Genomic DNA, 22632 nt, shown 5'->3' with positions numbered 1-22632 from the left:
ATCAGTCGCGGTGGCGTTCCAGCATCGGTACATCGGGGCCGGGGATAGCGGAAATCGCTACATTGGCGAACATGACCAGTCCGGCTATGATCATCAGGACGCCACGCTTGCGATCGCCCTTTTTCACGATCGCGTAGATGCCGCCGCCCGTGAGAAACAGTCCCGCGAGCATGAGAATGGATAATATTGTCGATGCCATGAAGCAGGCCATAAGCGGCCAGCTGGACTGTGGCAATTGGCTGCCTCTGCCCCTAAGAGGCGCGGGATACGAATCACCCTTTGTGTGACAGGACAATTTCGCCGTGAAAATCGCCCTAGCTTCCGATCATGCCGCCGTTGATCTGAAAGCCGAGCTCGCCGATTGGCTGCGTGATGAAGGTCATGAGGTTAATGACCTCGGCCCAGCGACAGCCGACCGCGTCGATTACCCCGATTTTGGCTATAAGCTCGCCAGCGCCGTCGCATCCGGCGCGGCAGAGCGCGGTATAGCGCTGTGTGGCTCTGGCATCGGTATTTCCATCGCGGTCAACCGCAATCCGGCGTGCCGCTGTGCGCTGGTGTCGGAACCATTGTCGGCGGCGCTATCCCGCGAACATAATGACGCGAACGTCCTTGCCTTGGGTGCCCGCTTGACCGGCGTGGACATGGCCAAAGCCTGCGTCACCGCTTTCCTTTCCACCGAATTCGGCGGTGGCCGCCATTATGGCCGTGTCGAAAAACTCTCTCAGCCCGCGCTTTAAGGAGCCAGCCCTATGAGCACCGCCACCCTCGCCCAGCCCGACCTTTCCGATATCCGCGCGGAAGGCTATTTCACGCGCAGCCTGGCCGATGCCGATCCGGCAGTCTTCGCCGGCGTCACCAAGGAACTGAAGCGCGAGCAGAACCAGATCGAGCTGATCGCATCGGAGAATATCGTCTCGAAGGCGGTGCTGGAGGCGCAAGGGTCGGTCTTCACCAACAAATATGCCGAGGGCTATCCGGGCAAGCGTTATTATCAGGGCTGCGCCCCTTCGGATGAGGTCGAGCAGCTGGCTATCGACCGTGCCAAGCAGATCTTCAACTGCGGCTTCGTCAATGTGCAGCCCCATTCGGGCGCGCAGGCGAATGGCGCGGTGATGCTGGCGCTGACCAAGCCGGGCGATACGATCATGGGCCTGTCGCTCGACGCTGGCGGCCATCTGACGCATGGCGCAAAGCCTGCGCTTTCGGGCAAATGGTATAACGCCGTGCAGTACGGCGTGCGCGAGGATACGCACGTCATCGACTATGACGCCCTCGAAGCCCAGGCGATCGAAGCCAAGCCAACGCTCATCATCGCGGGAGGATCGGCTTATCCGCGTCACCTCGACTTCGCCCGGTTCCGTGCGATCGCGGATAAGGTGGGCGCGTTGCTGATGGTCGATATGGCGCACTTTGCAGGCCTCGTCGCCGGTGGCGCGCACCCGACGCCTTTCGGTTTCGCCGACGTCGTGACGACGACCACGCACAAGACCCTTCGCGGGCCACGGGGCGGCATGATCCTGACCAATGACGAAGCCATTGCGAAGAAGATCAATTCGGCAGTGTTTCCCGGCCTTCAGGGTGGCCCGCTGATGCATGTCATCGCCGCCAAGGCGGTCGCTTTCGGCGAAGCACTGCGGCCTGAGTTCAAGACCTATGCTCAAGCGATCGTGACCAATGCCAAGGCGCTCGCGGGCAAGCTGGAGCAGCGCGGCCTTGCCGTCGTTTCGGGCGGCACGGACACGCATCTGGCGCTGATCGACCTGCGTCCCTACGGCATTTCGGGCAAGGATGCTGACGAGGCGTTGGAGCGCAGCTTCATCACCTGCAACAAGAATGGCGTGCCGGGCGACCCGCTGCCCCCGACCAAGACCAGCGGCATTCGCGTGGGTTCGCCCGCCGGTACGACGCGCGGCTTTGGTGTGGCTGAGTTCGAGGCGATTGGCGACATGATCGCTGATGTTCTGGAAGGTTTGCGCGATCATGGCGAGCATGGCGACGCTGCGGTTGAAGCCAATGTTCGGGAACGCGTTTCGGCACTCTGCGCCCGCTTCCCGATCTACGAAGGCTGATCGCTTCGTTCTGTCAGGGGTGGTCGAGGCGCGGCGGCTGTGCCATCTCGTGTCTCGACTCATCCGAACGAACGGAGCTTATTACTGAATGCGTTGCCCCTTCTGTGCTCACGACGACAGTCAGGTAAAAGATAGCCGCCCCACCGAAGATGGCGCCGCCATTCGCCGCAGACGACAGTGCGAAGCCTGTGGCGCGCGCTTCACCACGTTCGAGCGCATCCAGTTGCGCGACATATGGGTGGTGAAGAGCGAGGGGCGCAAGGAAGCGTTCGACCGCGACAAGCTGGCGCGCTCCATCGACATCGCCTGTCGCAAGCGACAAATCGATCCGAGCAGGCTGGAAAAACTGATCTCCGGCATCCAACGGCAACTGGAAACCAGCGGTGACGGCGAAGTGCCTGCGCGCGCGATCGGCGAGATGGTGATGGAAGGCCTCAAACGGCTCGACAGCGTCGCCTATATTCGCTTCGCCAGCGTGTATAAGGACTTCACCGATGCTCAGGACTTCGAGGATTTCGCGGGCTCGGTGAAAGAGGTTGGGAGTGAGTGAGGGCGGCTACCCCAGCTGCCCATTCGTCACTTCGCAAAAAACCTTCGATAACGAGCTGCGATAAGCTCGGCCACTTTTCAGAGCAAACGGGATAATGTCAGAGCCTTCAGCCCCCCGCCCCGTCATCGTCCTCGTGCGCCCGCAACTCGGCGAGAATATTGGTAAGGCCGCGCGGGCCATGCTGAACTTCGGGCTTACCGAGATGCGACTGGTCAGCCCGCGTGATGGGTGGCCCAATCCTGATGCTGGCCCGTCGGCGGCGGGAGCCGATGTCGTGCTCGACAAGGCGGAGGTTTTTGAAAGCCTTGCCGACGCCGTCGCGGATTGCTCGCACGTTTATGCGACCACGGTGCGCAAGCGGGGCGTGACCAAGCCGGTGGTGACGCCGGAAGAAGCGGCACGCGAAATTCACGAGGCCATAGGAAGGGCGGCCTATGTTTTCGGGCCGGAGCGGTCAGGGCTTGAAACGGAGGATGTGGCGCTCGCGCGCAAGATCCTGACGGTGCCGATCAATCCTGAATTCGGATCATTGAACCTGGCGCAGGCGGTCATACTGTGCGCCTATGAATGGTCGAAACAGGCCCAGTTGGAACAGCCGACGGTCGTCGACCTTGGCGAACCGGCGCCACAGGTGGAACTGGAAGGGATGATAAACCAGTTCGAGACTTTGCTGGAAGGTGCGGGCTATTTCTTCCCGCCCGATCGGGCACCTGCGACCAAGCGGACGTTGCGGAACCTGCTGACGAAGCCCGGCTGGAACCATCTGGAGGTGCGGACGCTGCGCGGCGTACTTTCCGCCTTGAGCAATCCGCGATCACGCTAAGCCTTGAGGCGATCGAATTCCTTCATTTCATAGGCGATCGAAGCTTCCACCAACTGATCCCACAAAGCAGCGAGAATGTCGGCGGGGACGCCTAAACGAGCAGCTTCAGCGCGAACATTGTCGATGACCTCCGCCTTACGCGCTTCGTCGCGGACGGCGCTTCTTTCCGGCTTGATACGGGCGGCCGCGCGCATGTGGGCGAAGCGTCGAGCGAGCAGCGCAACGAGCTGACGGTCGATTTCATCCACGCCGGTCCGGACTTGCGCCATGCTGGTGTAGTTTTCGGGGTCCATGGCGATGCTGACTAGGCGCGCCGAGGGCAGCTGTCGAGGGTTGACATGCCACTTTGCCTTCTTCATAGGCGCGCCTTCGTGATTGGCCCCGCACCCCGGTGAAGCGGCGGCCCTGCCCCTTTATGGTAAGCAGGCGAGGACCGGGAATAACTTTCACCCTCCCCGAAAAGTGGGAACCGGTTTTCGGATCAGGAGGGTGAACAAACGTTGTTAGCGATTGTAAGGAATTATCATGTCGAAGCGTTCCAGCGCGAAGTACAAACTCGACCGCCGCATGGGCGAGAACATCTGGGGTCGCCCGAAGAGCCCGGTCAACAAGCGTGAATATGGTCCCGGCCAGCACGGTCAGCGCCGCAAGGGCAAGATGTCCGATTATGGCATCCAGCTGAAGGCGAAGCAGAAGCTGAAGGGCTATTACGGCGACATCACCGAAAAGCAGTTCAAGAAGAACTACACCGAAGCCGCCCGCATGAAGGGCGACACCGGCCAGAACCTGATCGGTCTGCTGGAGCGCCGCCTGGACGCAGTAGTTTATCGCGCCAAGTTCACGCCCACCATCTGGTCGGCGCGTCAGCTGGTTTCGCACGGTCACGTCTATGTGAACGGCGTGAAGTGCAACATCGCAAGCCGTCTGGTTAAGCCGGGCGACGAAATCACCCTGGGCAAGAAGGCGCAGGAAATGGCGCTGGTTCTGGAAGCACAGAGCCTGCCCGAGCGCGACATCCCTGACTATGTGTCGCCCGATGGCGCGGCCAAGGTCACCTATGTCCGCGTCCCGTCGCTGGACGAAGTGCCCTACCCGGTGAAGATGGAACCCAATCTGGTCGTCGAATTCTATTCGCGCTGATCAGCTAGGGTCATAATGTACGGAAAGGCGGTCCTTCGGGGCCGCCTTTTTTGTTTGTTCAACAAGCCTTGTACCGTGTGAGGGCTGCTGGCAGAAATGCTGCGTCCTTCCCTTTTCAAGGCTGTTGCGATGCGTTCGTTTATTTCAATTTCGCTGATGGCCCTAGTTGCTGGCAGTGCCGCGGCGGCTGCGCCGTCGGACATCAGTCCGTCGATCGAAACCATGAAAGAGGTGGTGAAAGAAATTTCGTCGGACGCCTATGAAGGGCGGGCGCCGGGGACTGCGGGTGAGGAGAAGACGCTTTCCTATTTGGTGCGGCGGTTCGAGGCGATCGGGCTGAAGCCGGGCAACAAGGGCAGCTGGTTCCAGGATGTCCCGCTGGTGGAGATCGCGGCGAAGAATGTTTCGCCGCTGCATTTCATTGGCGGCAAGGGGCCGGTTTCGGCCGATTATGGATCGCAGATGGTGATCGCCACCTACCGCACGGCTGCGCCGCACATCGAGGTCAAGGATAGCCCGGTCGTATTCGTCGGCTATGGCATCAAAGCGCCTGAAAAGAAGTGGAACGACTATGCCGGGGTGAACGTCCGGGGCAAGACGGTCATCATTCTGGTCAACGATCCGGATTATCAGAGCCCGAGCCTGAGCGGGCCGTTCAATGGCCGCGCCATGACCTATTATGGCCGTTGGACCTACAAATTCGAAGAGGCCGCGCGGCAGGGCGCAGCGGCTGCGATCATCGTCCATGACACTATGCCCGCCGCCTATGGCTGGAACGTCGTTCAATCGAGCTGGACAGGGGCGCAGCATGTCGCGGACAGCGCGGACGGCAATGCAAAACAATCGGCGGCTATCGGCTGGATGCAGAAGGACAAGGCTGCGGCGCTGATGGCGAGCGCAGGCCTTAATCTGAATAAATTGAGCGCGGCGGCGAAGAAGCGCGGGTTCAAGGCGGTGCCGTTGAAGGGCATCAAGGCGAGCGTGTCCTTTGACAATGCCATCCGCAAGCACATGTCCAAGAATCTCGTGGCTCTGCTGCCGGGCAAGACGCGACCTGATGAATATGTGCTCTATGCGGCGCATTGGGACCATCTGGGTCGCTGCGAGGCCGCGCCCGATGGCGACGACATCTGCAACGGCGCCATCGACAATGCGACCGGGACGGCAGCGCTGGTCGCGCTGGCGGAGGCGAATGTGAAAGCTGGGCCGAGCGCGCGTAGTCAGGTGTTCCTGGCGGTGACAGCCGAGGAGTCCGGGCTTCTGGGATCAGCCTATTACGGGAACCACCCCATCTTTCCGCTGAAGCAGACAGTGGGCGGCGTCAACATGGACGCACTCAGCATGGCAGGGCTGGCGAAAAACGTCGTGGTGATCGGCAAGGGCAAATCGCAGTTGGACGCCTATCTGGATCGTGCCCTGGCCGCCCAGAAGCGTGTAGCCAGCCTGGAGCCCACACCGGAAAAAGGATTCTACTATCGATCCGACCATTTCAGCTTTGCCAAACATGGCGTGCCCATGCTCTATTTCGAAGGGGGGCAAGACCTGGCGAAGGGCGGGATTGAAGCGGGCGCGGCAGCGGCGAAGGATTATGAAGAGCATCGTTACCACAGCCCAAAGGACGAATATGATCCAAAATGGGACTGGAGCGGCGTGAAGGCTGACCTCAAACTTTACTACGAGGTCGGCAGGGCACTGGCGAACACCACCGAGTGGCCGAACTGGATGGCAGGGGACGAATTCCGCGCGATCCGGGACAAAAGTCGAGTCAGCAATCAGCATCATTAAGCGCGACCGACACGCTATTTTTCACCCGATCCGATGCAGAACATCCAGCTGCGCGCTGCCCAATTATCCAACAAGGCCAGCCGGTTAATTATTTCCCTTACGGAAACTTGATCCCTATGACCACAATGTCCGAAGAATCGGACACGTAACGATAAAAAAATGGGGATGGGTCGTGGAAGTCAACAAGTCAGTCACAATCTTGCATGTCGGCAAGTTGGTGACGGCGCACAAGGAATGCCTGTGCGTCGTCCATTCGCTGTCACCGCGTGAAGCACTCGTGCGCACGAGCCTGCCGATGACGGCGGGCGAAAGCGTCACGCTGGGGCTGCGAAACGGTTTTTCCGTTTCGGCTGTCGTCGGCATGAACATGGGCGATCATGTGTCTTTGCTGTTCGAAGAGCATATCGCCATTTCGACCATCATCGCGGAACAGAGGCAGGGTCGCAGCGAACGGGAAGCCGTTCGGCTGAACATCGTCATGCCTATTACCGTATCCGCTATCACCGGCACGCATTCCTGTATGATGCAGGACATTTCGTTGTTCGGGATCAAGGTCCTCGACGAGGCGAATGAGCTTCGGGAAAACATGAAGGTGCAGGTCATCGTGGAAGGGCTGGGCAAGCGGGATGCCATGGTCCGTTGGCGTCAGGATATATATGCGGGATTGAGTTTCGAGGTAGCCCTTGGATTCAAGTTGCTCGACCAGTGGGCGGCGCAGATAATGGGCTGACGCCGTTGAATTTGGCGCTGTCACACTGACCGCAATCCTGTAGAGCGCAGGGGACAACGCCATCTCAGCAGGAGAAAGCCGATGACATTCCGTATGCCTGCCGAATGGGCGCCGCATAAATGGACCTGGATCGGCTTTCCCACTTATCCGGAGGAATGGCCGGACGCGTTTGAAGATGCGCGGGTGCAAATCGCTGCCTTTGCCAGGGCGCTTCATGCCGATGGCAGGGGTGAAGAGGTGCGGCTGGTCTGCGCCAATGAGGGCGACGCGGCAGTGGCGCGATCGCTGGCTGGACCGGATGTGACGATCGTCGTGCAGAAGCTGGGCGACGTATGGCTGCGGGACACGGCGCCGATCGCAGTGATGCGCGGAAGCGAGCGCGCCCTTGTCGATTTCGGCTTCAATGGGTGGGGCGGCAAATATCAGATGCCGGGCGATGAAGATATCGGTGCGCGTCTGGCCGCGACCACCGGATTGCCGACATCCTCGCAGCATTGGATATTCGAAGGTGGCGCCGTCGACACGGATGGCACCGGCCTGTTCGTGACGACCGAGCAATGCCTGCTCAATCCCAATCGCAATCCGGACCTGGATCGCGGCAAGATAGAAACGCTGCTGGCGGGATCGCTGGGGCTGTCCGACATGCTGTGGCTGGGCGACGGGTTGCTGAACGACCATACGGACGGCCATGTGGATAATCTGGCGCGCTTCGTTGCTCCGGGGGTGCTGGCATTGCCCGAAGCAAGCACGGATGATGATCCGAACGCCGCCATCTATGCCGACGCCCGCGCCCGCGCCAAGGCGTTCGGCGTCGAGGTGGCGTCCATCCCCTCCCCCGGCCGCGTGCTGGTGGATGGTGAAGTGATCCCCGCCAGTTACATGAATTTCTATATCGGCAACGCTGCCGTCATCGTGCCCGTCTATGGCAAGCCCAATGATCAGGCGGCGCTGGACGCGATCAAGCCGTTCTTCCCCGATCGCGAGATCATCGGGCTCCGCAGCGACGCCATCCTGTCGGGCGGCGGCAGTTTCCATTGTTGCAGCCAGCAGATGCCGTCGGCATGATGAGCGGAATGCTGGCGATACGCGCGCTACTGTCGGGCGTCATCATCGCCATCGTGTCTGTCGTGTCCCGGCGCTATCCGGCGCTGGGCGCGTTGATCGCGTCCCTGCCCCTGATTTCGGTTCTGGGGATGATATGGCTGTGGAATGACAAGCCCGATGCCGAGAATATGGCGCGGCATGCAGAGGCGACCTTTTACTATGTCCTGCCGTCCCTGCCCATGTTCCTGCTGATCCCCGCGCTGCTGCGGCGGGGCATTTCCTTTCCCCCAGCATTGATCGCCGGTTGCGCAATGACGATCCTTCTCTATCTCGCAACCGTCGCCATCACCGCCCGATTGGGCATTCGCCTCTAGGACCACCGAGGATATGACCAAAGTCACCGTTGCCGCCCTTCAGCTCGCCTTTTCAGAGGATCTGGATGACAATGTCGCCATGGTGTCGGACCATGTGGTGAAGGCAGCGGCACGGGGCGCGAAGATCGTCCTGCCGCCCGAGCTGTTCGAAGGGCATTATTTCTGCAAGGTCGAGGATGAGGCCCTGTTCGCCAATGCCAAGCCGATCGGCGAACATCCCGCCGTGGCCGAGATGCGCAAGGTGGCAAAGGCGGAGCGTGTCTATATTCCCACCAGCTTTTTCGAACGCGACGGCCAGCATCATTATAATTCTCTCGCGATGATCGATGATGAAGGCGAGATCATGGGCGTTTATCGTAAGAGCCACATTCCGGACGGGCCGGGTTATGAGGAAAAATATTATTTCCGTCCCGGCAATAGCGGATTCAAGGTGTGGGAGACGCGCTACGGCACGATCGGCGTCGGCATCTGCTGGGACCAATGGTATCCGGAGGCGGCGCGGGTCATGGCGCTGATGGGGGCCGAGCTGCTCTTCTACCCTACCGCGATCGGATCTGAACCCTATGATGCGGATCTGGACACGAGCCGCATGTGGCGCCGGGCGATGATCGGCCATGCCGTCAGCAATTGTATGCCGGTCATCGCGGCGAACCGGATTGGCGACGAGGAAGGCCAGAAATTCTACGGCCACAGCTTCATCAGCGATGAGTGGGGCGATTTCGCGGCGGAAGCCGACGCAAAGGACAGTGGCGCGCTGGTCGCCACGATCGATCTGGCCCAGGCGCGCAAGCATCGGGCAGGCATGGGGTTCTTCCGCGACCGGCGGCCAGAGCTCTATTCGCGGATCGCACAAGACATTTGATTGGGAGAATGACGCCATGACGGTAGCACGCCATTATGTGATGCACGCCCGAGAGGGATCGGACGCCGCGCTGGAAAGCGCCCTTCGCGCGCTTGCCGCCGCCGTCCGCCCGCTTCCGGGTTGCGAGGGTGTCGAGATGCTGCGCGACCAGGGGAATGAACGCCGCTTCATTTTTATCGAGCGCTGGGCTGATGTCAATGCGCACAAGGCGGCGGGGCCGATGCTGGACAAGGGGCTGTTCGGGCCAATGATGGACGCGATGGATGGGCCGCCGGAAGGTGCTTATCTCGACTATCTGATAAGCTGAGCAGCCCGCGTCAGAGCAGCGTCACTGCCCTTTCGAATACGGCCGCAAACATCTCATTCGTCAGGCGGCCGGTCATTATGTTTCTTTGGGAACAGTGATAGCTGTCGAGCACGATCTTGCCGCTTGGCATGCGATGTTCCGCCATATGGGCGAAGCGCGCCTTTGGGAGCTTGCCGCCCAGCACCTTCACGACCGATTGATGCGCGACTTCGCCAAGCGCGATGAATATCCGTGCGTTGGGCAGTGCTTCCACTGCGGACTTCAGGAATATGCGGCAATTATGCGCTTCCTGCGGTACGGGCTTATTCTGCGGCGGGAGGCATTTCACGGCATTGAGGATGATGGCGTCGTTCAGGACGAGCTGATCATCGGGCCGAGCCTCATAGGTGCCCTGGGCTAGGCCGACATTCAGCAGCGTCGCGAAGAGAAGATTGCCAGCGAAATCGCCAGTGAACGCCCGGCCGGTGCGATTGGCCCCCTGCTTGCCGGGAGCCAGGCCGACGATGACGATGCGGCCGAGCGGATCGCCGAAGGCAGGCACGGGAGCGTTCCACCAGTCTGGATGCTGGGTCCGGCATTCCTCGCGCAGAGCGACGAGGCGCGGGCAGAGCGGACAATCGAGCGGAGCTTCCGCATGAGCTATGGGGCTTTGCAGCGTCATGCGTAGCGGTTAGGCGCAGTGCGATGGTCAAGACAAGCACTCTTCATGTTTACGCGCTTGCACTAGGGTCGAACCGGCCGCTGTCGGGGAAGCGGACGCCCAAGATGCTGGTGCAGGAAGCTGCGGCCCGCTTGCAGCGGGTTGGCCGGGTGCTTGCGATGGCGCCGACATTGACGTCATCGCCGATCGGGCCTTCGTTGCGGGAGTATGCGAACAGCGCCTTGTTGATCGAGAGCCACTTGCCACCGCAGGCAATGTTGAGCGCTCTCAAGATGATTGAAGCGGGACTTGGCAGGCGCCGCCATCGCCGCTGGGGGGCGCGCAGCATCGATATCGATATCATCCTGTGGTCCGGCGGGCGCTGGGAGAGCAGGACGCTGGACATTCCGCACCCCGCATTTCGGGCGCGCGATTTCGTGCTGTCACCGCTTTGCGCGATCGCACCGGCTTGGCGAGATCCGGTTTCCGGCCTGTCCATCCGGCAGCTGCGGGCGAGGTTGCGAAAAGCACAAGTTTTGCTGCGCCCTAGAGGTTGACCAGTCGCATAACGGCCTCTAGTGCGTGCGGACCTCGCATGAGAGGGCCCTTAGCTCAGTCGGTAGAGCAACTGACTTTTAATCAGTAGGTCGCTGGTTCGAATCCAGCAGGGCTCACCATATTTCGCCATCGTCGGTTTGACATGGCGAGCCGCGCTTTCTCCTTAGACGCCCGTGATCCGGATACCCGAACCCGGGACCTTATATTTGCGATTCAGCGCGATGAGGACGGAGGTCAGGCCTTCCGCCACGACTGAGTTGCAGAGCGGCCCGGCGTTCCAGGCGCGTAGGCCGATTTCCTGCGCCAGTGCGACTACCTGATCAGCGGCGTCGGGGTCGTCAGCGCACACCAGGACGTCGCATTCCACATCTTCGTCCAGCTTAGTGAGGTGATGGGCGCTGATATTCTGGAAGGCGGACACGACGCGAACGCCCTCGCCCAGCATCTTCTGCACAGCCTCCACCGCCGATCCTCCATTGGGAAGCTGTACGCGGCTGACCCTGGGCGGCATCAGGGGTACGGTGACGTCGATGAGGATCTTGCCTGTCAGCGCCGTTGCGACCTCTTGCACGGTGGACTGCTGCGCGGCGTAGGGGACGGCTAGAACGACGATCTCACCCTGCGCGGCAGCCTCTGCATTGGGGGCGCCGGTGACCCGGTTGTCGCCAAGCACCTCGTTCATCTGCGCGGCGGCTTCCATTGCTCGTTCGGCCGTGCGACTGCCGATGATGACCCTGTGCCCCTTGTGCGCCCAGCGCAGCGCGAGCCCGCCGCCTTCCTTGCCTGTTCCGCCCAGCACGGCGATCGTCGCCAGTTGTTCATTTTGCATCAGACATACTCTCCAATATTCACGGCGCGGTTTTGGGCGCCATTTGATCTTTTTTGTCGCCCCATCCTTGGGCAAAGCTGGCAGTTCCACGGTCCAGTAGCGTGGGGAAGATTTGGCTGAAAGTCGTTGTCTCTGCCCCGTGAACCGGAAGCAGAAGTTTAAGCTGCTATCGCCTTTGCGCTATGGGGAACAGGGATCGCATCCACGCCGCGTTCAGCGATGTCCTTAAGAAGCGTCTCTACATCCTTGCGGGCGTTGCCTTTCAGCGCGCCCGAGAGGCAGCCCAGATAGCTGCTAACAAGCCGGACGATGACTTCATCGTCAGCGATGCGGCCCTGCGCCCATTCGTTGATCGTCGCGAATTCGAACCGCACCAGATCATCGACAAGCTTATCGACATCGACCCATGGCTGGAGCTGCTTTTTCGCATCAAGCGCTGCGATCCAGCTGCGATTATGATGGACGGCGGGCGCGTGGATGGCGGTCCAGATATCGTGATCGACATCGGAACTGAAATAGAGGGACATGACCGCCTTAACGTAATTCCGCAGCTTTGCGTTGCGTTGAAGGACCGAGATCATGCGCTCGATATTATGTTCCATCGTGCCAGGGGCGCTGACATAGGAGAGATTGCTCACATATTCGTCGAAATATTCCTGGATCGCCGCCGCGATCATCCGTTCTCGGGTCTGGAACGCATTATAGAGTGTTCGCTTGGCAACGCCCGCGCGGTGCCCAATCTCGTTCATGCTGAAGGCGGCGATGCCCTGTTCAGCGATTACTTTTCGCGTTTCTTGCAGAATGCGCTTGCGCCGTTCGATGATGGCGGGGCTGGAATAGGTTTGCGGACGATCACCTACATCCTTCAGCATCGGCTTACCCTTGACGGTCAATCTCGTGCCTCATTCTGTGCATTTCATCCCCCGCTCACCAGCATAGCGGCAATGCATGAAGGTGCAAATTTCGGTTTGAGCGAATGCGAGATGAAGCGGATCTCATCTGCTCAGGCCTTGCGGGTCGCAATCGCTGCCCGCACGCCATCGCGCAGTACCCGGCGGATCGGATAGTTGTTCGACGGCAGATGCTGCGTCATCAGCAACCCGATGATTTTTTCCATGGGGTCGATGAAGAAGAAGGTGGAGAACAGGCCTCCCCAAAAATATTCTCGGGTCGCAAGGTCAGTGGCCAAGCCCAGCCCGAAACCTACCCCCGCATAATCCGCCTCGCTGAACAGGGACAAGGAATGGCGGGCAAGATCGCCCCCGCCTGGAAGGTGATTTGCGTGCATGGCCGCAACGGTCTGCGGTTTGAGCAAGCGCGTCCCGTCCAGCTCACCGCCCCGCAACAGCATCCGGGCAAAGCGGTGATAGTCGTCCGCGGTCGATATGAGACCGCCTCCGCCGGAGCGCAGCTTCAAACTTCGCCGCCAACCGCTGCGCGCGCCACGATCGTAGAGCGACAGGCCGCCGTCGGGACGCAGCTGCCATGCGTCGGTCATCCGCTCTACCTTGTCGCCGGGCAGCTCGAAAAACGTGTCGGTCATCCCGAGTGGACGGAAAATGCGCTGAGTGAAGAAGCTGTCCAGATCAAGGCCGCTCAGCCGTTCGACCACCACGCCCAGAACGTCGGTCGCGACCGAGTAATTCCAGCGCTCACCGGGAGAAAATTCCAGAGGTAGCTGGGACAATGCCGCTATGAAGTCGTCGGAAGTGCGCTTCTGCTGAAACTCGTCGAGCCCCAATCTACGATATTCGGCGTCGATCATCGTCTGCCGCTGGAGGCCGTAGGTCAGCCCAGACGTATGGCGGAGCAGGTCGATCATTCGCATCGGTTGCTTTAAGGGCGTCCGATCCAGTCCCACGGAGAGATTTGCAAATTCCGGCAGGACATCCGTCACGGGATCGTCCAGCCCGACCAGCCCCTGTTCGACCAGCATCATGAAAGCGACCGATGTGACCGGCTTCGTCATCGACGCGATCCGGAACAGCGAGTCTTTCTCAAGCAGTTCCTGGCTGGCGCGTGCGACGCCACTGACATGCGACAGCAGAACGCGCTCGTCGCGCGAGACAAGCAGACGCAAATGAGGCAGCTTGCCGGTCGCTACATATTTTTCGTGCAGCGATGTGGCGAGCAGATCCAACTTCTCCGGATTCATGCCTGTCGCCGTCGCTGCCCTTACGTCAGCCTGCGTGGTCGCCTGCATCCTGCCTCCGGTCACTCACCCGATTTGCGCTAGAGCAGTGGCGCTTTGAGAACAATCCCGGCGGTGGCTATTCGCTTGTCCATTGCCAAAGACCTGTGGAGCCATCTATTTCGGGCGGCCTCACCTGCACTGGACCCACAACGGCATGGCCAGCGGCCTATCTGCGATATTTCTGGCGAACCGGGGCGCGCTGCTGCGCTTCCTGCGCGCGCGTGGCGCGGGGGACGATGCAGAGGATCTGATGCAGGACATGTGGATGAAGCTGGAAGCGAGGGATGTTGGTCCAGTCGCTGACCCCCTGCCCTATCTGTATCGCGCGGCCAACAATCTGATGCTGGACCGTTATCGTTCCAGCACGCGCCGGGGAAAGCGGGAGCAGGATTGGGCGGAGAGCGCTGGCGGCCTCATGGCCGATCCGGGCGAGGACATGGCCGTTGATGAACGGTTGATCCTGGCCGAGATCGTGGAGAATGCGCAGGAGGTGCTGCGCGAGCTAGGGCCACGCGTTGAACTGGTGTTTCGTCGATTTCGGATCGAAGGCGTCGGACAGCGGGGGATCGCCGAGGAACTGGGGGTCAGCCTGACGACTGTGGAGAAGGACTTGCAGAAGGCCTATCGCGCGCTGACCGTCCTCAAGCAGAGGCTGGATACGGAATGATCGGCGTGGCGGCGTCTCGCCCGGTAAGGGGCAATATATGACCGGGGCGAATGCCATGCTTCACGAGGAGGCGCTCGGATGGGTTATCCGAACGCGCGATCCCGATTTTGTCGAATGGGACGCCTTCACCGTCTGGCTGGAGGCTGATCCGGCGCATGCAGCAGCCTATGATGCCGTGGTAGCGGTTGATGCCAGACTCGATGTCATCATGGCGACCCCCGAAGCCACGCGTGCCGCCGCTAATGATCCGGGGACGCCCAGATCGCACCCCGGACGCTGGATTGCAGCAGGTGCGATAGCCGCTGCAATCGTGGCGGCCGTCTCCATCGGCAACTGGACGAGGAGCGACATCTATACCGTAACCACCCGTCCGGGTGAGGTGCGCAACATCGTCCTGGACGACGGCACGCGCATAGACCTGAACGGTGGTTCGACGTTGCGCCTCGATCATGAGAATGATCGCTTCGCCGCGCTCGATGGCGGCGAGGCCGCCTTTACCGTCCATCATGACAGCAGTGATCCGTTCCGGGTAACCGTGGGCAAAGCCGTGTTCGAGGATGCGGGCACCATCTTCAACATCGTCCATAGCGGCAATGCGACACGGATCGGCGTTGCGGAGGGCAAGGTGATCTTCGATCCGCAAGGGCAGGCGATCGCCCTGCCCGCAGGCCGAGGGTTGTCCAGCGACGCAACCGGCGTCCGCCTTATGACCATCGCGCCCGATAGCGTGGCAAGCTGGCGCGAAGGGCGGCTGAGTTACGATAATATGCCGGTGGCGCAGATCAGCGCGGACATCGCACGATCGCTGGGAGTGAAGCTGGATACGACGCCTGCGGCAGGCGGCACGCGGTTTACGGGCACGATCCGGCTGGACCGGAACTTGCCGCGCTTTTTCGCAGCCGCCGCTCCGCTCATGGGTCTTTCGGCCGTGCGACAAGGTGACGGATGGCTGCTGAAGGAAGAGGATGGCTCGCTCCGCTGACGTCCTTATCGTCACTGCCTTAGCCGTTGCAGCCACATCCCCGGCGAACGCTGCGGACAGGCAGATGATCAGCATCGCCCCGTCCCGGCTGGGCGAAGCTGTCGTCGTGCTTGGCCGTCAGACGGGCGCCTCTATCGGCATGTCGGACCAGTCGCTCGCAGGGCTTGCCACGCCCGCGATCGAAGGCCGTTTGTCGGTTGAGACGGCCCTGCGCCGACTCCTGCGCGGGACCAATGCTCGTGCCGAGCGGATAAACGCCAGCACATGGCGCATCGTCCGCGCGCCTGTGACGCCTGCGCCGGCCGTTGCCGCCCGCGCCAGGTCAGCAATTCCCGAGCCGCCGCCGTCCGCCGAGATCGTCGTCACAGCCTCCAAGCGCGACGTCCCGTTGCCCCGCTATCCCGGCGTCGTGGAAGCCCTGGACTATGCCCCGCTCACCAGCGCGGAAGCGGCGGCTGGCACCGCAACTCTGCTGAGCCGGGTCGCCAGCCTGAGTTCCACCCATGCGGGTCCGGGCCGTAACAAGCTGTTCCTGCGCGCGATCGCCGATTCTGCCATCGCTGGTCCGACGCAGGCGACCACAGGGCAATATCTTGGCGACATGCGCCTCAACTATGCGGCGCCTGATCCTGACCTGCGCCTCTATGACATGCAGGGCGTCGAAGTATTGGAAGGGCCGCAGGGCACGCTGTACGGTGCGGGGTCGCTGGGCGGGATAATCCGTCTGGTGCCCAATCCGCCGAATCTGGCACGGATCGGCGGGCAGCTGTCCACCGGACTAAGCTTCACTCAGCATGGCGATCCGGGAGGTGATGTTTCCGCGACGTTGAACGTCCCGATCGTCCCGGAACGGCTGGCGCTGCGCGTTGTCGGCTACGGCGTCCGGGAGGGCGGCTATATCGATGACCTCCAGCGCCGACGCAATGACGTCAACCGAACGGATATATATGGTGGCCGCGCCGCCCTGCGCTTTGCGCCCAATGAGGATTGGGTGATCGACCTCACGGGGCTCTACCAGCGGATCAACGGGGATGATGCGCAATATGCCGATCGGACGGCGGGTCCCCTCGACCGGAGGTCCAGTTTGGCGCAACCCTCGTCCTCTGACTATGCGCTGGGCAATGTGCGTATCGAGAGGCAATGGGATGATCTGCGCTTCGTGTCGTCGACCGGCTATGTCCGTAACAGTCTGACCGAAAGCTATGACGCGACGCAGCCCTCCACGCCGCCTGCGCTGTTCACCCAGCATAATCGGGTTTCCATCTTTTCGACGGAAAACCGCCTGACGCGGGACAGGGAAAATGGCCTCGGCTGGGTCGTCGGCCTCTCCTATCTGGAAAGCGTATCGCGATTGAGCCGGTCGCTGGCTTCCTTCGGCCCTGGCTTCGTGGAGGATGAGATCATTCCGGGCGTCCCGCTATACGGCAGCGGCACTCCGGCAGTCGCCACCGGAGTTCGCAATCGCATCCGGGAAGCGACGATATTTGGCGAGACGTCCTTTGAACCCGTGGCAGGGCTGGTCGCCACCTTGGGCGGTCGGTTGACGAACAGCAGCCTGTCAGGCGAGGCAGTCGATCCGGTCGCTCTGCTGGCCAGTGCCGATATCGCGCGAGCAGAAGCAGAGGCGAAGCGGCATGAGACGATCTTCCTGCCGTCCCTTTCCCTGCTGAGCGATGCGATTCCGGGCCTGACCCTCTACGCCCGTTATCAGCAAGGGTTTCGGCCGGGCGGGCTGGCGGTGGATGACCAGCATGTGAGGCGGTTCAGCAACGACCGGGCATCGACGCTGGAGTTCGGATTTCGCAAGGGCGTTTCCGGCGGCGAACTGGTCGCGATCAGCGGGAATTTCGCCTATACGGACTGGCGCGATATTCAGGCGGATGTGATCGACAGGATCGGCCTGCCAGCCACGGCCAATATTGGTGACGGGCGCATATTTACCGTCGAAGGCCGCATCATTGTACGGCCGCTCCCGACGCTGAGCATCGATGGCAGTTTTATTTATAACGACAGTCGGCTCAAAAGGGCCACGCCCTATGTGCAGGCGCTGGTGGCCGCAGACAAGTCGATGACTTTGCCCAATGTCGCCAACCTCGGCGCCCGGATCGCGATTGATTATCGAGCCCGGTTGAGCGGCGATATGACCCTGCACCTGAACGGGTCCGCCAGATATGTCGGCAAGTCGCGGCTGGGCGTTGGTCCTATCCTTGGGCGCGACCAAGGTGATTATGTCGATACGGCAATCAGCGCGAGCGTTTCGCGTGGGCCGCTGCAACTGTCGCTATCGCTCAGCAATCTGCTGGACAGCCACGGCAACCGCTTTTCGCTGGGCACGCCGTTTAATCTGCGCGGCGACTATGTGACGCCGATGCGCCCACGGACGATAAGGGTTGGAATGGACATCGCTTTTTGACGCGAGCGGTTACGGGAAAGTTCCTGTGGTGCCGTCATGCCAGTGAACGCTGGCGGGCGCGCCCCCTCCTTGCTCGCCAGACCAGCCATGAGGCCGTCTTGCCCCCCGGGACAGCCTTATGGACGGGACGCCGCTTGCTCCTCAGGCGGCGTCCCATTCATTCACGGGTGGACGGCGAAATCGAAAATCCGTGCCGAGCCCGTGCCGTTGCCCCACATGCCCGGGCCAGCGCCCGCGCTTACCGAATAGAGGAAGCCATATTCGCCCGTGGGCAGGTCCGATGAGGGCGTCACCTTGAACACTCCGGGTGTCACCTGTTCATAGTCGAAGGGGATCCGGTCCTTGTCCATCACCCCTGCCTTGGCCCCTGCCAGATTCATGCTGCCCACGCGTGTTTCGCGACGATCCTTCTTCACCTCGAACCGGATGAGGCTGAATTCATTGGGGGAGGTGATGGCGCTTGCCGGACCCGACAGCCACAATGAGCCGCCGCCTGACTGGGAAAGGCCGCGCGTCGCCTCATCGAAGTAGAAATAGAATGTCGGGCGCGATCGACCGGTGCGGACCCGCGCGGTAACGTTCGGGATGACCGCCTTGATGCTGAGTGAAGCGATGCCGCCGGTAAAGGCGTAGCCCAATATACCACCGGTCTTACTTTGGTTCGACGTCGTGGGATCGATCCGCGCCATGCGCGCGTCGGTTGCCAAATACACGCCGGATGGGTGCGGAACCAGTGGGTCAGGCGAGTCGACGGAGAAAACGGCCTTGGACGAAACCGCGCCTTCAGCGCCGGATTGGATCATGGCGGCAATGACCGGGCCGGGCACGCCGCGCTTTTTCAGAGCGATCAGATCGTCTGTCGACAGAGCGTAATGACCGGCCGAAGCCCTGATCTTGGCGATCACGGCGTCATCGCCCAACCCCGCCTGAACGAGCGACACGACCATGTCGTTGGTCAGCGTTTCGGCCTGCACACTCAGCGGCGCGCAGGCCGCCAACAGCGCAAGTCCCGCGATCAGCCCGCGTAGCTTCATGTCTTACCCCCTGTGGACGGAAGCGCCCCCGCTTCCGCTTTCCATTCAGGGGTTTAGACAGCGGGCTTCGATTTACGCAAGCGCCTTGCGGACGAGGTCATTGACGACCTGGGGATTGGCCTTGCCCTGCATGGCTTTCATCGTCTGGCCCACGAAGAAACCGAACAGAGCTTCCTTGCCCGCCTTATATTGTTCAACCTTGTCGCCATTGTCGGCAAGGACCTTGGCCACGGCAGCTTCGATCGCGCCCGTGTCGCTGGTCTGCTTCAGGCCCTTTTCCTCAACGATCTTTGGCGCGCGATCGCCGGTTTCGAGCATGATCTCGAATACCTGCTTGGCGATGGTGCCGCTGATCGTGCCATCGGCGACCAGTGCGAGCAATTCCGCGCCCTCTTCGGGGCCGACCGGACTGTCCTCAAGGCTCTTCCCGAGGCGGTTGAGCGCGCCATATAGCTCGGACAGCAGCCAGTTGGCCGAAGCCTTGGCGACCTCGCCCTCGCTCTTCTTCTGGATGCGCGCGGCTTCGGCCAGCAAGGCTTCGAACCAGCGCGCCGTGTCGGCGTCAGCGGTCAGCGTGGCGGCATTGTAAGCCGAAAGACCCAGTTGCTCCTCATAGCGGCTGCGTTTTGCATCCGGCAGTTCGGGCAAGGACTGGCGGCATTCCTCCAGGAAGGCGTCTTCCAGTTCCAGCGGCAGAAGGTCCGGGTCCGGGAAGTAGCGATAGTCATGCGCATCTTCCTTGGACCGCATGGACCGCGTTTCATTCTTGTCCGGATCGTAGAGGCGCGTTTCCTGAACGACCTTGCCGCCGGCTTCCAGCACATCGACCTGACGGCTGGCCTCATATTCCACCACCGCCATGACGAAGCGGACGGAGTTGACGTTCTTCGTTTCGGTTCGCGTGCCGAACTCATGGCCGGGCTTGCGCACCGACACGTTGACGTCGGCGCGCATCGAACCCTGATCCATATTGCCATCGCACGAGCCAACATAACGAAGGATCGTGCGGAGCTTCGACAGATAGGCGCCAGCCTCGGCCGGTGAGCGCATGTCGGGCTTCGACACGATCTCCATCAGCGCGACGCCCGAGCGGTTGAGGTCGACATAGGAGCGCGTCGGGTGCTGGTCGTGCATCAGCTTACCCGCATCCTGCTCGACATGGATGCGTTCGATGCCGATCCGCTTGGTCGCGGCGTCGGGGTTCTTCTCGTCGAGATTAATCTCGATCTCGCCTTCCCCGACCAGCGGGTGGTAGAGCTGGCTGATCTGATAACCCTGCGGCAAATCGGCGTAGAAGTAATTCTTGCGATCGAAGCGTGACCATTTGTTGATCTTCGCGTTGATCGCCATGCCGGTGCGCACCGCCTGACGGATGCATTCACGGTTGGGCACGGGCAGCATGCCGGGCATCGCCGCGTCAACCAGCGACACCTGCGTGTTGGGTTCCGCGCCGAATGCCGTCGCCGCGCCGGAAAAGAGCTTCGCCTGGCTCGTCACCTGCGCATGGACTTCCAGGCCGATCACGACCTCCCACTCGCCGGTTGCGCCCTGAATGCGGTATGCTGTCTCGGTCATCTTCTACACCGTCATCCCCGCGGAAGCTGGGATCTTTCTCGTATGTTGTTCAACCTCGCCTGAGATGCCAGTTTTCACTGGCATGACGGGACTGTTTACCACCACTTCTCCGGCCGGGCCGTGAAGCCCGCGCGCTCTTCGATCGCCAAGCCTGCGTTCAGCACGGTCTGCTCGTCCAGCGCCTTGCCGATGATCTGGAGTCCCAGCGGCAAGCCCTGCGAGTCCAGTCCGCCCGGCACCGCCATCGCGGGCAAGCCCGCCAGCGAGGCAGGCACGGTGAAGACGTCGTTCAAATACATGGCGAGCGGATCGGCCTGCTTCTCCCCCAGCGCGAAAGAGGCGCTCGGCGCGGTCGGCGTCAGCAGCAGGTCGCACTTCTCAAACGCCTGCTCAAAATCGCGCGCGATCAGCGCCCGCACCTTCTGCGCTTGCGTATAATAGGCGTCGTAGAAACCCGCCGACAGCACGTAGGTGCCGATCATGATGCGTCGCTTGACCTCCGGCCCGAAGCCCAAGGCGCGCGTGGCGGCATACATGTCCTGCAGACCCGCCCCATCGGGAAGGTCGCGCTGCCCGTAACGTACGCCATCATAGCGGGCGAGGTTCGAGGAAGCCTCGGCAGGTGCGATGATATAATAGGTTGGCAGCGCATATTTGGTGTGGGGAAGCGATACCTCTACGACCTCGGCGCCTGCATCCTTCAGCCATTCGATGCCCCGATCCCACATGGCCGAGATTTCCGCGTTCAGGCCATCGGGGCGATATTCCTTGGGGACGCCGACCTTCTTGCCCTTGAGGCTGCTCGTCAGGTTGGCTTCCCACTGCGGCACGGCCAGATCGAGCGAAGTCGAATCCTTGGGATCGAAGCCCGCCATCGTTTCCAGCAGGATCGCATTGTCGCGCACCGTCCGCGCCATCGGCCCGGCCTGATCCAGTGAGGAGGCAAAGGCCACGATGCCCCAGCGCGAACAGCGGCCATAGGTCGGCTTGATACCACTGATGCCTGTGAAGGCGGCAGGCTGACGGATGGAACCGCCGGTATCGGTGCCGGTCGCCGCCGGACACAGCCGGGCGGAGATCGCCGCCGAAGAACCGCCCGAGGAACCACCCGGCGCCAGCGCGGCATTATCGCCACCGCCCCGCCGCCAAGGCGAGATCACATTGCCGAAATAGCTGGTCTCGTTGGATGAGCCCATGGCGAACTGGTCGAGGTTGAGCTTACCCAACATCCCGGCGCCCGCATCCCACAGCTTTTGGGAGACGGTGGATTCATAGGTCGGCTTGAACCCTTCCAGCATGTGGCTGGCGGCGGTCGTCTGCACGCCTTCGGTGCAGAACAGGTCCTTCATGCCGATCGGCACGCCCGACAGCGGCTTGAGCGCTTCGCCCGCAGCCTTTGCCTTGTCGGCGGCATCGGCGGATGCCAGCGCCTTTTCCGGCGTTTCCACGATGAAGGCATTTAGTGCCTTGGCCGCAGCGACATTGGCGTTGAACGCCTCGGCCACTTCGCGCGCGGAGAAGTCGCCGACGCGGAAACCGTCGCGGATTTCGGCTACTGTAAGATCGGTAAGATCAGTCAAACTCTTTCCCCGGTCGGGCTGAGCCTTTCGAAGCCCAGTCCTTTCTTGAAGAGAAGTAGAGCCCTTCGACAAGCGCAGGGCGAACGGAATAACAGATGTTATTCAATGACTTTTGGCACAGCGAAGAAGCCATGTTCGGCTTGAGGGGCATTCGCCAGCACCTTGTCGCGAACATTGCCGTCGGTCACGGCATCCTCACGCAGGCGCAGATGGTTGGGGATGACGGCGGTCATCGGCTCTACGCCGGTCACATCCACCTCGCCCAATTGCTCCACCCAGCCAAGGATGTTGTTGAGTTCAGGCACCATCGCTTCGGCTTCGGCTTCGGTCACCGAAATGCGCGAAAGGCTGGCAATCTTCTTTACGGTCTGAAGGTCTATCGACATGGGCCGCCGCTACCACCCGCTCACGTCCGCTTCAAGTCCGCACTTGCGCATGAGGGGTGCCTGCGCCAGACAGGCGCCGTTCGACGC

General features: G+C 61.4%; 24 protein-coding genes, 1 tRNA gene and 1 pseudogene. 16 read left to right on the top strand and 10 right to left on the bottom strand.

Translation table 11 applies throughout. The features are described 5' to 3' along the window. Position 1: 1 nt before the first annotated feature. Positions 2-199, bottom strand: coding sequence for a hypothetical protein (locus ACZ5ZH_RS04295; protein ID WP_460988024.1), 198 nt, complete (start codon positions 197-199; stop codon positions 2-4). 103 nt (positions 200-302) lie between these two features. Here ACZ5ZH_RS04295 and rpiB point away from each other — a divergent pair, with 103 nt between their 5' ends. The 4 genes and pseudogenes from rpiB to ACZ5ZH_RS04275 form a co-directional block, all read left to right on the top strand. Next, positions 303-740 (top strand): ribose 5-phosphate isomerase B, encoded by a 438-nt coding sequence (gene rpiB / locus ACZ5ZH_RS04290; protein WP_449472229.1) that lies wholly within the window; start codon positions 303-305, stop codon positions 738-740. A gap of 12 nt (positions 741-752) precedes the next feature. After that, a complete protein-coding gene (glyA, locus tag ACZ5ZH_RS04285) occupies positions 753-2072 on the top strand; it encodes a serine hydroxymethyltransferase (RefSeq protein WP_460988023.1) in 1320 nt (439 codons plus the stop codon). Positions 2073-2160: 88 nt separating this feature from the next. After that, the gene (nrdR, locus tag ACZ5ZH_RS04280) at positions 2161-2622 is read left to right on the top strand and encodes a transcriptional regulator NrdR (protein ID WP_196226215.1); all 462 of its coding nucleotides are present in this window, start codon (positions 2161-2163) and stop codon (positions 2620-2622) included. A 31-nt stretch (positions 2623-2653) separates the two neighbouring features. Then, positions 2654-3445, top strand: a pseudogene (locus tag ACZ5ZH_RS04275) (RNA methyltransferase); the annotation flags it as partial. On the opposite strand, the gene ACZ5ZH_RS04270 reads toward ACZ5ZH_RS04275, so the two are convergent. Further along, positions 3442-3738, bottom strand: coding sequence for a chorismate mutase (locus ACZ5ZH_RS04270; protein ID WP_464772591.1), 297 nt, complete (start codon positions 3736-3738; stop codon positions 3442-3444). The pseudogene ACZ5ZH_RS04275 and the gene ACZ5ZH_RS04270 sit on opposite strands and share 4 nt — an antisense overlap. A gap of 232 nt (positions 3739-3970) precedes the next feature. On the opposite strand from ACZ5ZH_RS04270, the gene rpsD reads away from it, so the two are divergent. The 7 genes from rpsD (at position 3971) to ACZ5ZH_RS04235 (ending at position 9687) form a co-directional block, all read left to right on the top strand. After that, positions 3971-4585 (top strand): 30S ribosomal protein S4, encoded by a 615-nt coding sequence (rpsD, locus tag ACZ5ZH_RS04265; protein WP_449472226.1) that lies wholly within the window; start codon positions 3971-3973, stop codon positions 4583-4585. A gap of 129 nt (positions 4586-4714) precedes the next feature. Next, positions 4715-6370 (top strand): M28 family peptidase, encoded by a 1656-nt coding sequence (locus ACZ5ZH_RS04260; RefSeq protein ID WP_464775208.1) that lies wholly within the window; start codon positions 4715-4717, stop codon positions 6368-6370. Positions 6371-6542: 172 nt separating this feature from the next. After that, a complete protein-coding gene (locus ACZ5ZH_RS04255; RefSeq protein WP_464772284.1) occupies positions 6543-7100 on the top strand; it encodes a PilZ domain-containing protein in 558 nt (185 codons plus the stop codon). A gap of 81 nt (positions 7101-7181) precedes the next feature. Further along, positions 7182-8165, top strand: a complete 984-nt coding sequence (locus ACZ5ZH_RS04250) for an agmatine deiminase family protein (protein ID WP_464772283.1) — start codon at positions 7182-7184, stop codon at positions 8163-8165. After that, a complete protein-coding gene (locus tag ACZ5ZH_RS04245; RefSeq protein ID WP_464772282.1) occupies positions 8162-8518 on the top strand; it encodes a DUF3147 family protein in 357 nt (118 codons plus the stop codon). Before ACZ5ZH_RS04250 ends, ACZ5ZH_RS04245 begins: the two co-directional genes overlap by 4 nt. Positions 8519-8531: 13 nt before the next feature. Continuing rightward, positions 8532-9380 (top strand): N-carbamoylputrescine amidase, encoded by an 849-nt coding sequence (gene aguB / locus ACZ5ZH_RS04240; protein WP_464772281.1) that lies wholly within the window; start codon positions 8532-8534, stop codon positions 9378-9380. Between the two features lie 16 nt (positions 9381-9396). Next, on the top strand, positions 9397-9687 hold the full coding sequence (locus ACZ5ZH_RS04235) for a putative quinol monooxygenase (RefSeq protein ID WP_464772280.1): 291 nt from the start codon (positions 9397-9399) through the stop codon (positions 9685-9687). A 10-nt stretch (positions 9688-9697) separates the two neighbouring features. Here the strand turns inward: ACZ5ZH_RS04235 and ACZ5ZH_RS04230 are convergent, their stop codons facing one another. Next, positions 9698-10348 carry a uracil-DNA glycosylase gene (locus ACZ5ZH_RS04230; RefSeq protein ID WP_464772279.1) on the bottom strand — a complete coding sequence of 217 codons (651 nt, stop codon included), beginning with the start codon at positions 10346-10348 and terminating at the stop codon, positions 9698-9700. A 23-nt stretch (positions 10349-10371) separates the two neighbouring features. Here ACZ5ZH_RS04230 and folK point away from each other — a divergent pair, with 23 nt between their 5' ends. Beyond that, the gene (gene folK, locus ACZ5ZH_RS04225) at positions 10372-10884 is read left to right on the top strand and encodes a 2-amino-4-hydroxy-6-hydroxymethyldihydropteridine diphosphokinase (protein WP_464772278.1); all 513 of its coding nucleotides are present in this window, start codon (positions 10372-10374) and stop codon (positions 10882-10884) included. A gap of 44 nt (positions 10885-10928) precedes the next feature. Further along, a tRNA-Lys gene (locus tag ACZ5ZH_RS04220) sits at positions 10929-11004 on the top strand. A gap of 44 nt (positions 11005-11048) precedes the next feature. Here ACZ5ZH_RS04220 and npdG read toward each other — a convergent pair. From npdG to ACZ5ZH_RS04205, 3 genes are all read right to left on the bottom strand, one after another. Next, on the bottom strand, positions 11049-11714 hold the full coding sequence (npdG, locus tag ACZ5ZH_RS04215) for an NADPH-dependent F420 reductase (RefSeq protein ID WP_464772277.1): 666 nt from the start codon (positions 11712-11714) through the stop codon (positions 11049-11051). 158 nt (positions 11715-11872) lie between these two features. Beyond that, positions 11873-12607: a TetR/AcrR family transcriptional regulator gene (locus ACZ5ZH_RS04210; protein ID WP_464772276.1), complete on the bottom strand. Its 735-nt coding sequence runs from the start codon at positions 12605-12607 to the stop codon at positions 11873-11875. Between the two features lie 110 nt (positions 12608-12717). Next, a complete protein-coding gene (locus ACZ5ZH_RS04205) occupies positions 12718-13917 on the bottom strand; it encodes a serine hydrolase domain-containing protein (RefSeq protein WP_464772275.1) in 1200 nt (399 codons plus the stop codon). A gap of 145 nt (positions 13918-14062) precedes the next feature. Here ACZ5ZH_RS04205 and ACZ5ZH_RS04200 point away from each other — a divergent pair, with 145 nt between their 5' ends. From ACZ5ZH_RS04200 to ACZ5ZH_RS04190, 3 genes are read left to right on the top strand one after another with little or no spacing between them, the layout of a single operon-like run. Continuing rightward, the gene (locus ACZ5ZH_RS04200) at positions 14063-14575 is read left to right on the top strand and encodes an RNA polymerase sigma factor (protein ID WP_460988194.1); all 513 of its coding nucleotides are present in this window, start codon (positions 14063-14065) and stop codon (positions 14573-14575) included. Between the two features lie 55 nt (positions 14576-14630). Continuing rightward, entirely contained in the window at positions 14631-15557 is a 927-nt protein-coding gene (locus tag ACZ5ZH_RS04195; protein ID WP_464772590.1) for a FecR family protein, read from the top strand. Next, positions 15541-17970 carry a TonB-dependent receptor gene (locus ACZ5ZH_RS04190; protein ID WP_460987995.1) on the top strand — a complete coding sequence of 810 codons (2430 nt, stop codon included), beginning with the start codon at positions 15541-15543 and terminating at the stop codon, positions 17968-17970. Before ACZ5ZH_RS04195 ends, ACZ5ZH_RS04190 begins: the two co-directional genes overlap by 17 nt. 161 nt (positions 17971-18131) lie before the next feature. On the opposite strand, the gene ACZ5ZH_RS04185 is transcribed toward ACZ5ZH_RS04190, so the two are convergent. From ACZ5ZH_RS04185 to gatC, 4 genes are all read right to left on the bottom strand, one after another. Further along, on the bottom strand, positions 18132-19004 hold the full coding sequence (locus ACZ5ZH_RS04185) for a hypothetical protein (protein ID WP_464772274.1): 873 nt from the start codon (positions 19002-19004) through the stop codon (positions 18132-18134). A gap of 72 nt (positions 19005-19076) precedes the next feature. Beyond that, positions 19077-20579 (bottom strand): Asp-tRNA(Asn)/Glu-tRNA(Gln) amidotransferase subunit GatB, encoded by a 1503-nt coding sequence (gene gatB / locus ACZ5ZH_RS04180; RefSeq protein WP_460987993.1) that lies wholly within the window; start codon positions 20577-20579, stop codon positions 19077-19079. Between the two features lie 95 nt (positions 20580-20674). After that, positions 20675-22159: an Asp-tRNA(Asn)/Glu-tRNA(Gln) amidotransferase subunit GatA gene (gatA, locus tag ACZ5ZH_RS04175; protein ID WP_464772273.1), complete on the bottom strand. Its 1485-nt coding sequence runs from the start codon at positions 22157-22159 to the stop codon at positions 20675-20677. Between the two features lie 98 nt (positions 22160-22257). After that, positions 22258-22545: an Asp-tRNA(Asn)/Glu-tRNA(Gln) amidotransferase subunit GatC gene (gatC, locus tag ACZ5ZH_RS04170; protein ID WP_464772272.1), complete on the bottom strand. Its 288-nt coding sequence runs from the start codon at positions 22543-22545 to the stop codon at positions 22258-22260. Positions 22546-22632 lie beyond the last annotated feature (87 nt).

Source organism: Sphingobium sp. TomMM7A, assembly GCF_055397305.1.
The sequence above is the reverse complement of the archived record's forward strand: the minus strand, read 5'-3'. Positions and strand labels throughout refer to the sequence as shown.

What these genes read in the sequence shown, in the direction of transcription:
- ACZ5ZH_RS04295 (WP_460988024.1), bottom strand. Translation starts at nt 199, where the DNA reads ATGGCATCGACAATATTATCCATTCTCATGCTCGCGGGACTGTTTCTC.
- glyA (WP_460988023.1), top strand. Translation starts at nt 753, where the DNA reads ATGAGCACCGCCACCCTCGCCCAGCCCGACCTTTCCGATATCCGCGCG.
- nrdR (WP_196226215.1), top strand. Translation starts at nt 2,161, where the DNA reads ATGCGTTGCCCCTTCTGTGCTCACGACGACAGTCAGGTAAAAGATAGC.
- ACZ5ZH_RS04270 (WP_464772591.1), bottom strand. Translation starts at nt 3,738, where the DNA reads ATGGACCCCGAAAACTACACCAGCATGGCGCAAGTCCGGACCGGCGTG.
- rpsD (WP_449472226.1), top strand. Translation starts at nt 3,971, where the DNA reads ATGTCGAAGCGTTCCAGCGCGAAGTACAAACTCGACCGCCGCATGGGC.
- ACZ5ZH_RS04260 (WP_464775208.1), top strand. Translation starts at nt 4,715, where the DNA reads ATGCGTTCGTTTATTTCAATTTCGCTGATGGCCCTAGTTGCTGGCAGT.
- ACZ5ZH_RS04250 (WP_464772283.1), top strand. Translation starts at nt 7,182, where the DNA reads ATGACATTCCGTATGCCTGCCGAATGGGCGCCGCATAAATGGACCTGG.
- ACZ5ZH_RS04245 (WP_464772282.1), top strand. Translation starts at nt 8,162, where the DNA reads ATGATGAGCGGAATGCTGGCGATACGCGCGCTACTGTCGGGCGTCATC.
- aguB (WP_464772281.1), top strand. Translation starts at nt 8,532, where the DNA reads ATGACCAAAGTCACCGTTGCCGCCCTTCAGCTCGCCTTTTCAGAGGAT.
- ACZ5ZH_RS04235 (WP_464772280.1), top strand. Translation starts at nt 9,397, where the DNA reads ATGACGGTAGCACGCCATTATGTGATGCACGCCCGAGAGGGATCGGAC.
- ACZ5ZH_RS04230 (WP_464772279.1), bottom strand. Translation starts at nt 10,348, where the DNA reads ATGACGCTGCAAAGCCCCATAGCTCATGCGGAAGCTCCGCTCGATTGT.
- folK (WP_464772278.1), top strand. Translation starts at nt 10,372, where the DNA reads ATGGTCAAGACAAGCACTCTTCATGTTTACGCGCTTGCACTAGGGTCG.
- npdG (WP_464772277.1), bottom strand. Translation starts at nt 11,714, where the DNA reads ATGCAAAATGAACAACTGGCGACGATCGCCGTGCTGGGCGGAACAGGC.
- ACZ5ZH_RS04205 (WP_464772275.1), bottom strand. Translation starts at nt 13,917, where the DNA reads ATGCAGGCGACCACGCAGGCTGACGTAAGGGCAGCGACGGCGACAGGC.
- ACZ5ZH_RS04200 (WP_460988194.1), top strand. Translation starts at nt 14,063, where the DNA reads ATGGCCAGCGGCCTATCTGCGATATTTCTGGCGAACCGGGGCGCGCTG.
- ACZ5ZH_RS04195 (WP_464772590.1), top strand. Translation starts at nt 14,631, where the DNA reads ATGCTTCACGAGGAGGCGCTCGGATGGGTTATCCGAACGCGCGATCCC.
- ACZ5ZH_RS04190 (WP_460987995.1), top strand. Translation starts at nt 15,541, where the DNA reads ATGGCTCGCTCCGCTGACGTCCTTATCGTCACTGCCTTAGCCGTTGCA.
- ACZ5ZH_RS04185 (WP_464772274.1), bottom strand. Translation starts at nt 19,004, where the DNA reads ATGAAGCTACGCGGGCTGATCGCGGGACTTGCGCTGTTGGCGGCCTGC.
- gatB (WP_460987993.1), bottom strand. Translation starts at nt 20,579, where the DNA reads ATGACCGAGACAGCATACCGCATTCAGGGCGCAACCGGCGAGTGGGAG.
- gatC (WP_464772272.1), bottom strand. Translation starts at nt 22,545, where the DNA reads ATGTCGATAGACCTTCAGACCGTAAAGAAGATTGCCAGCCTTTCGCGC.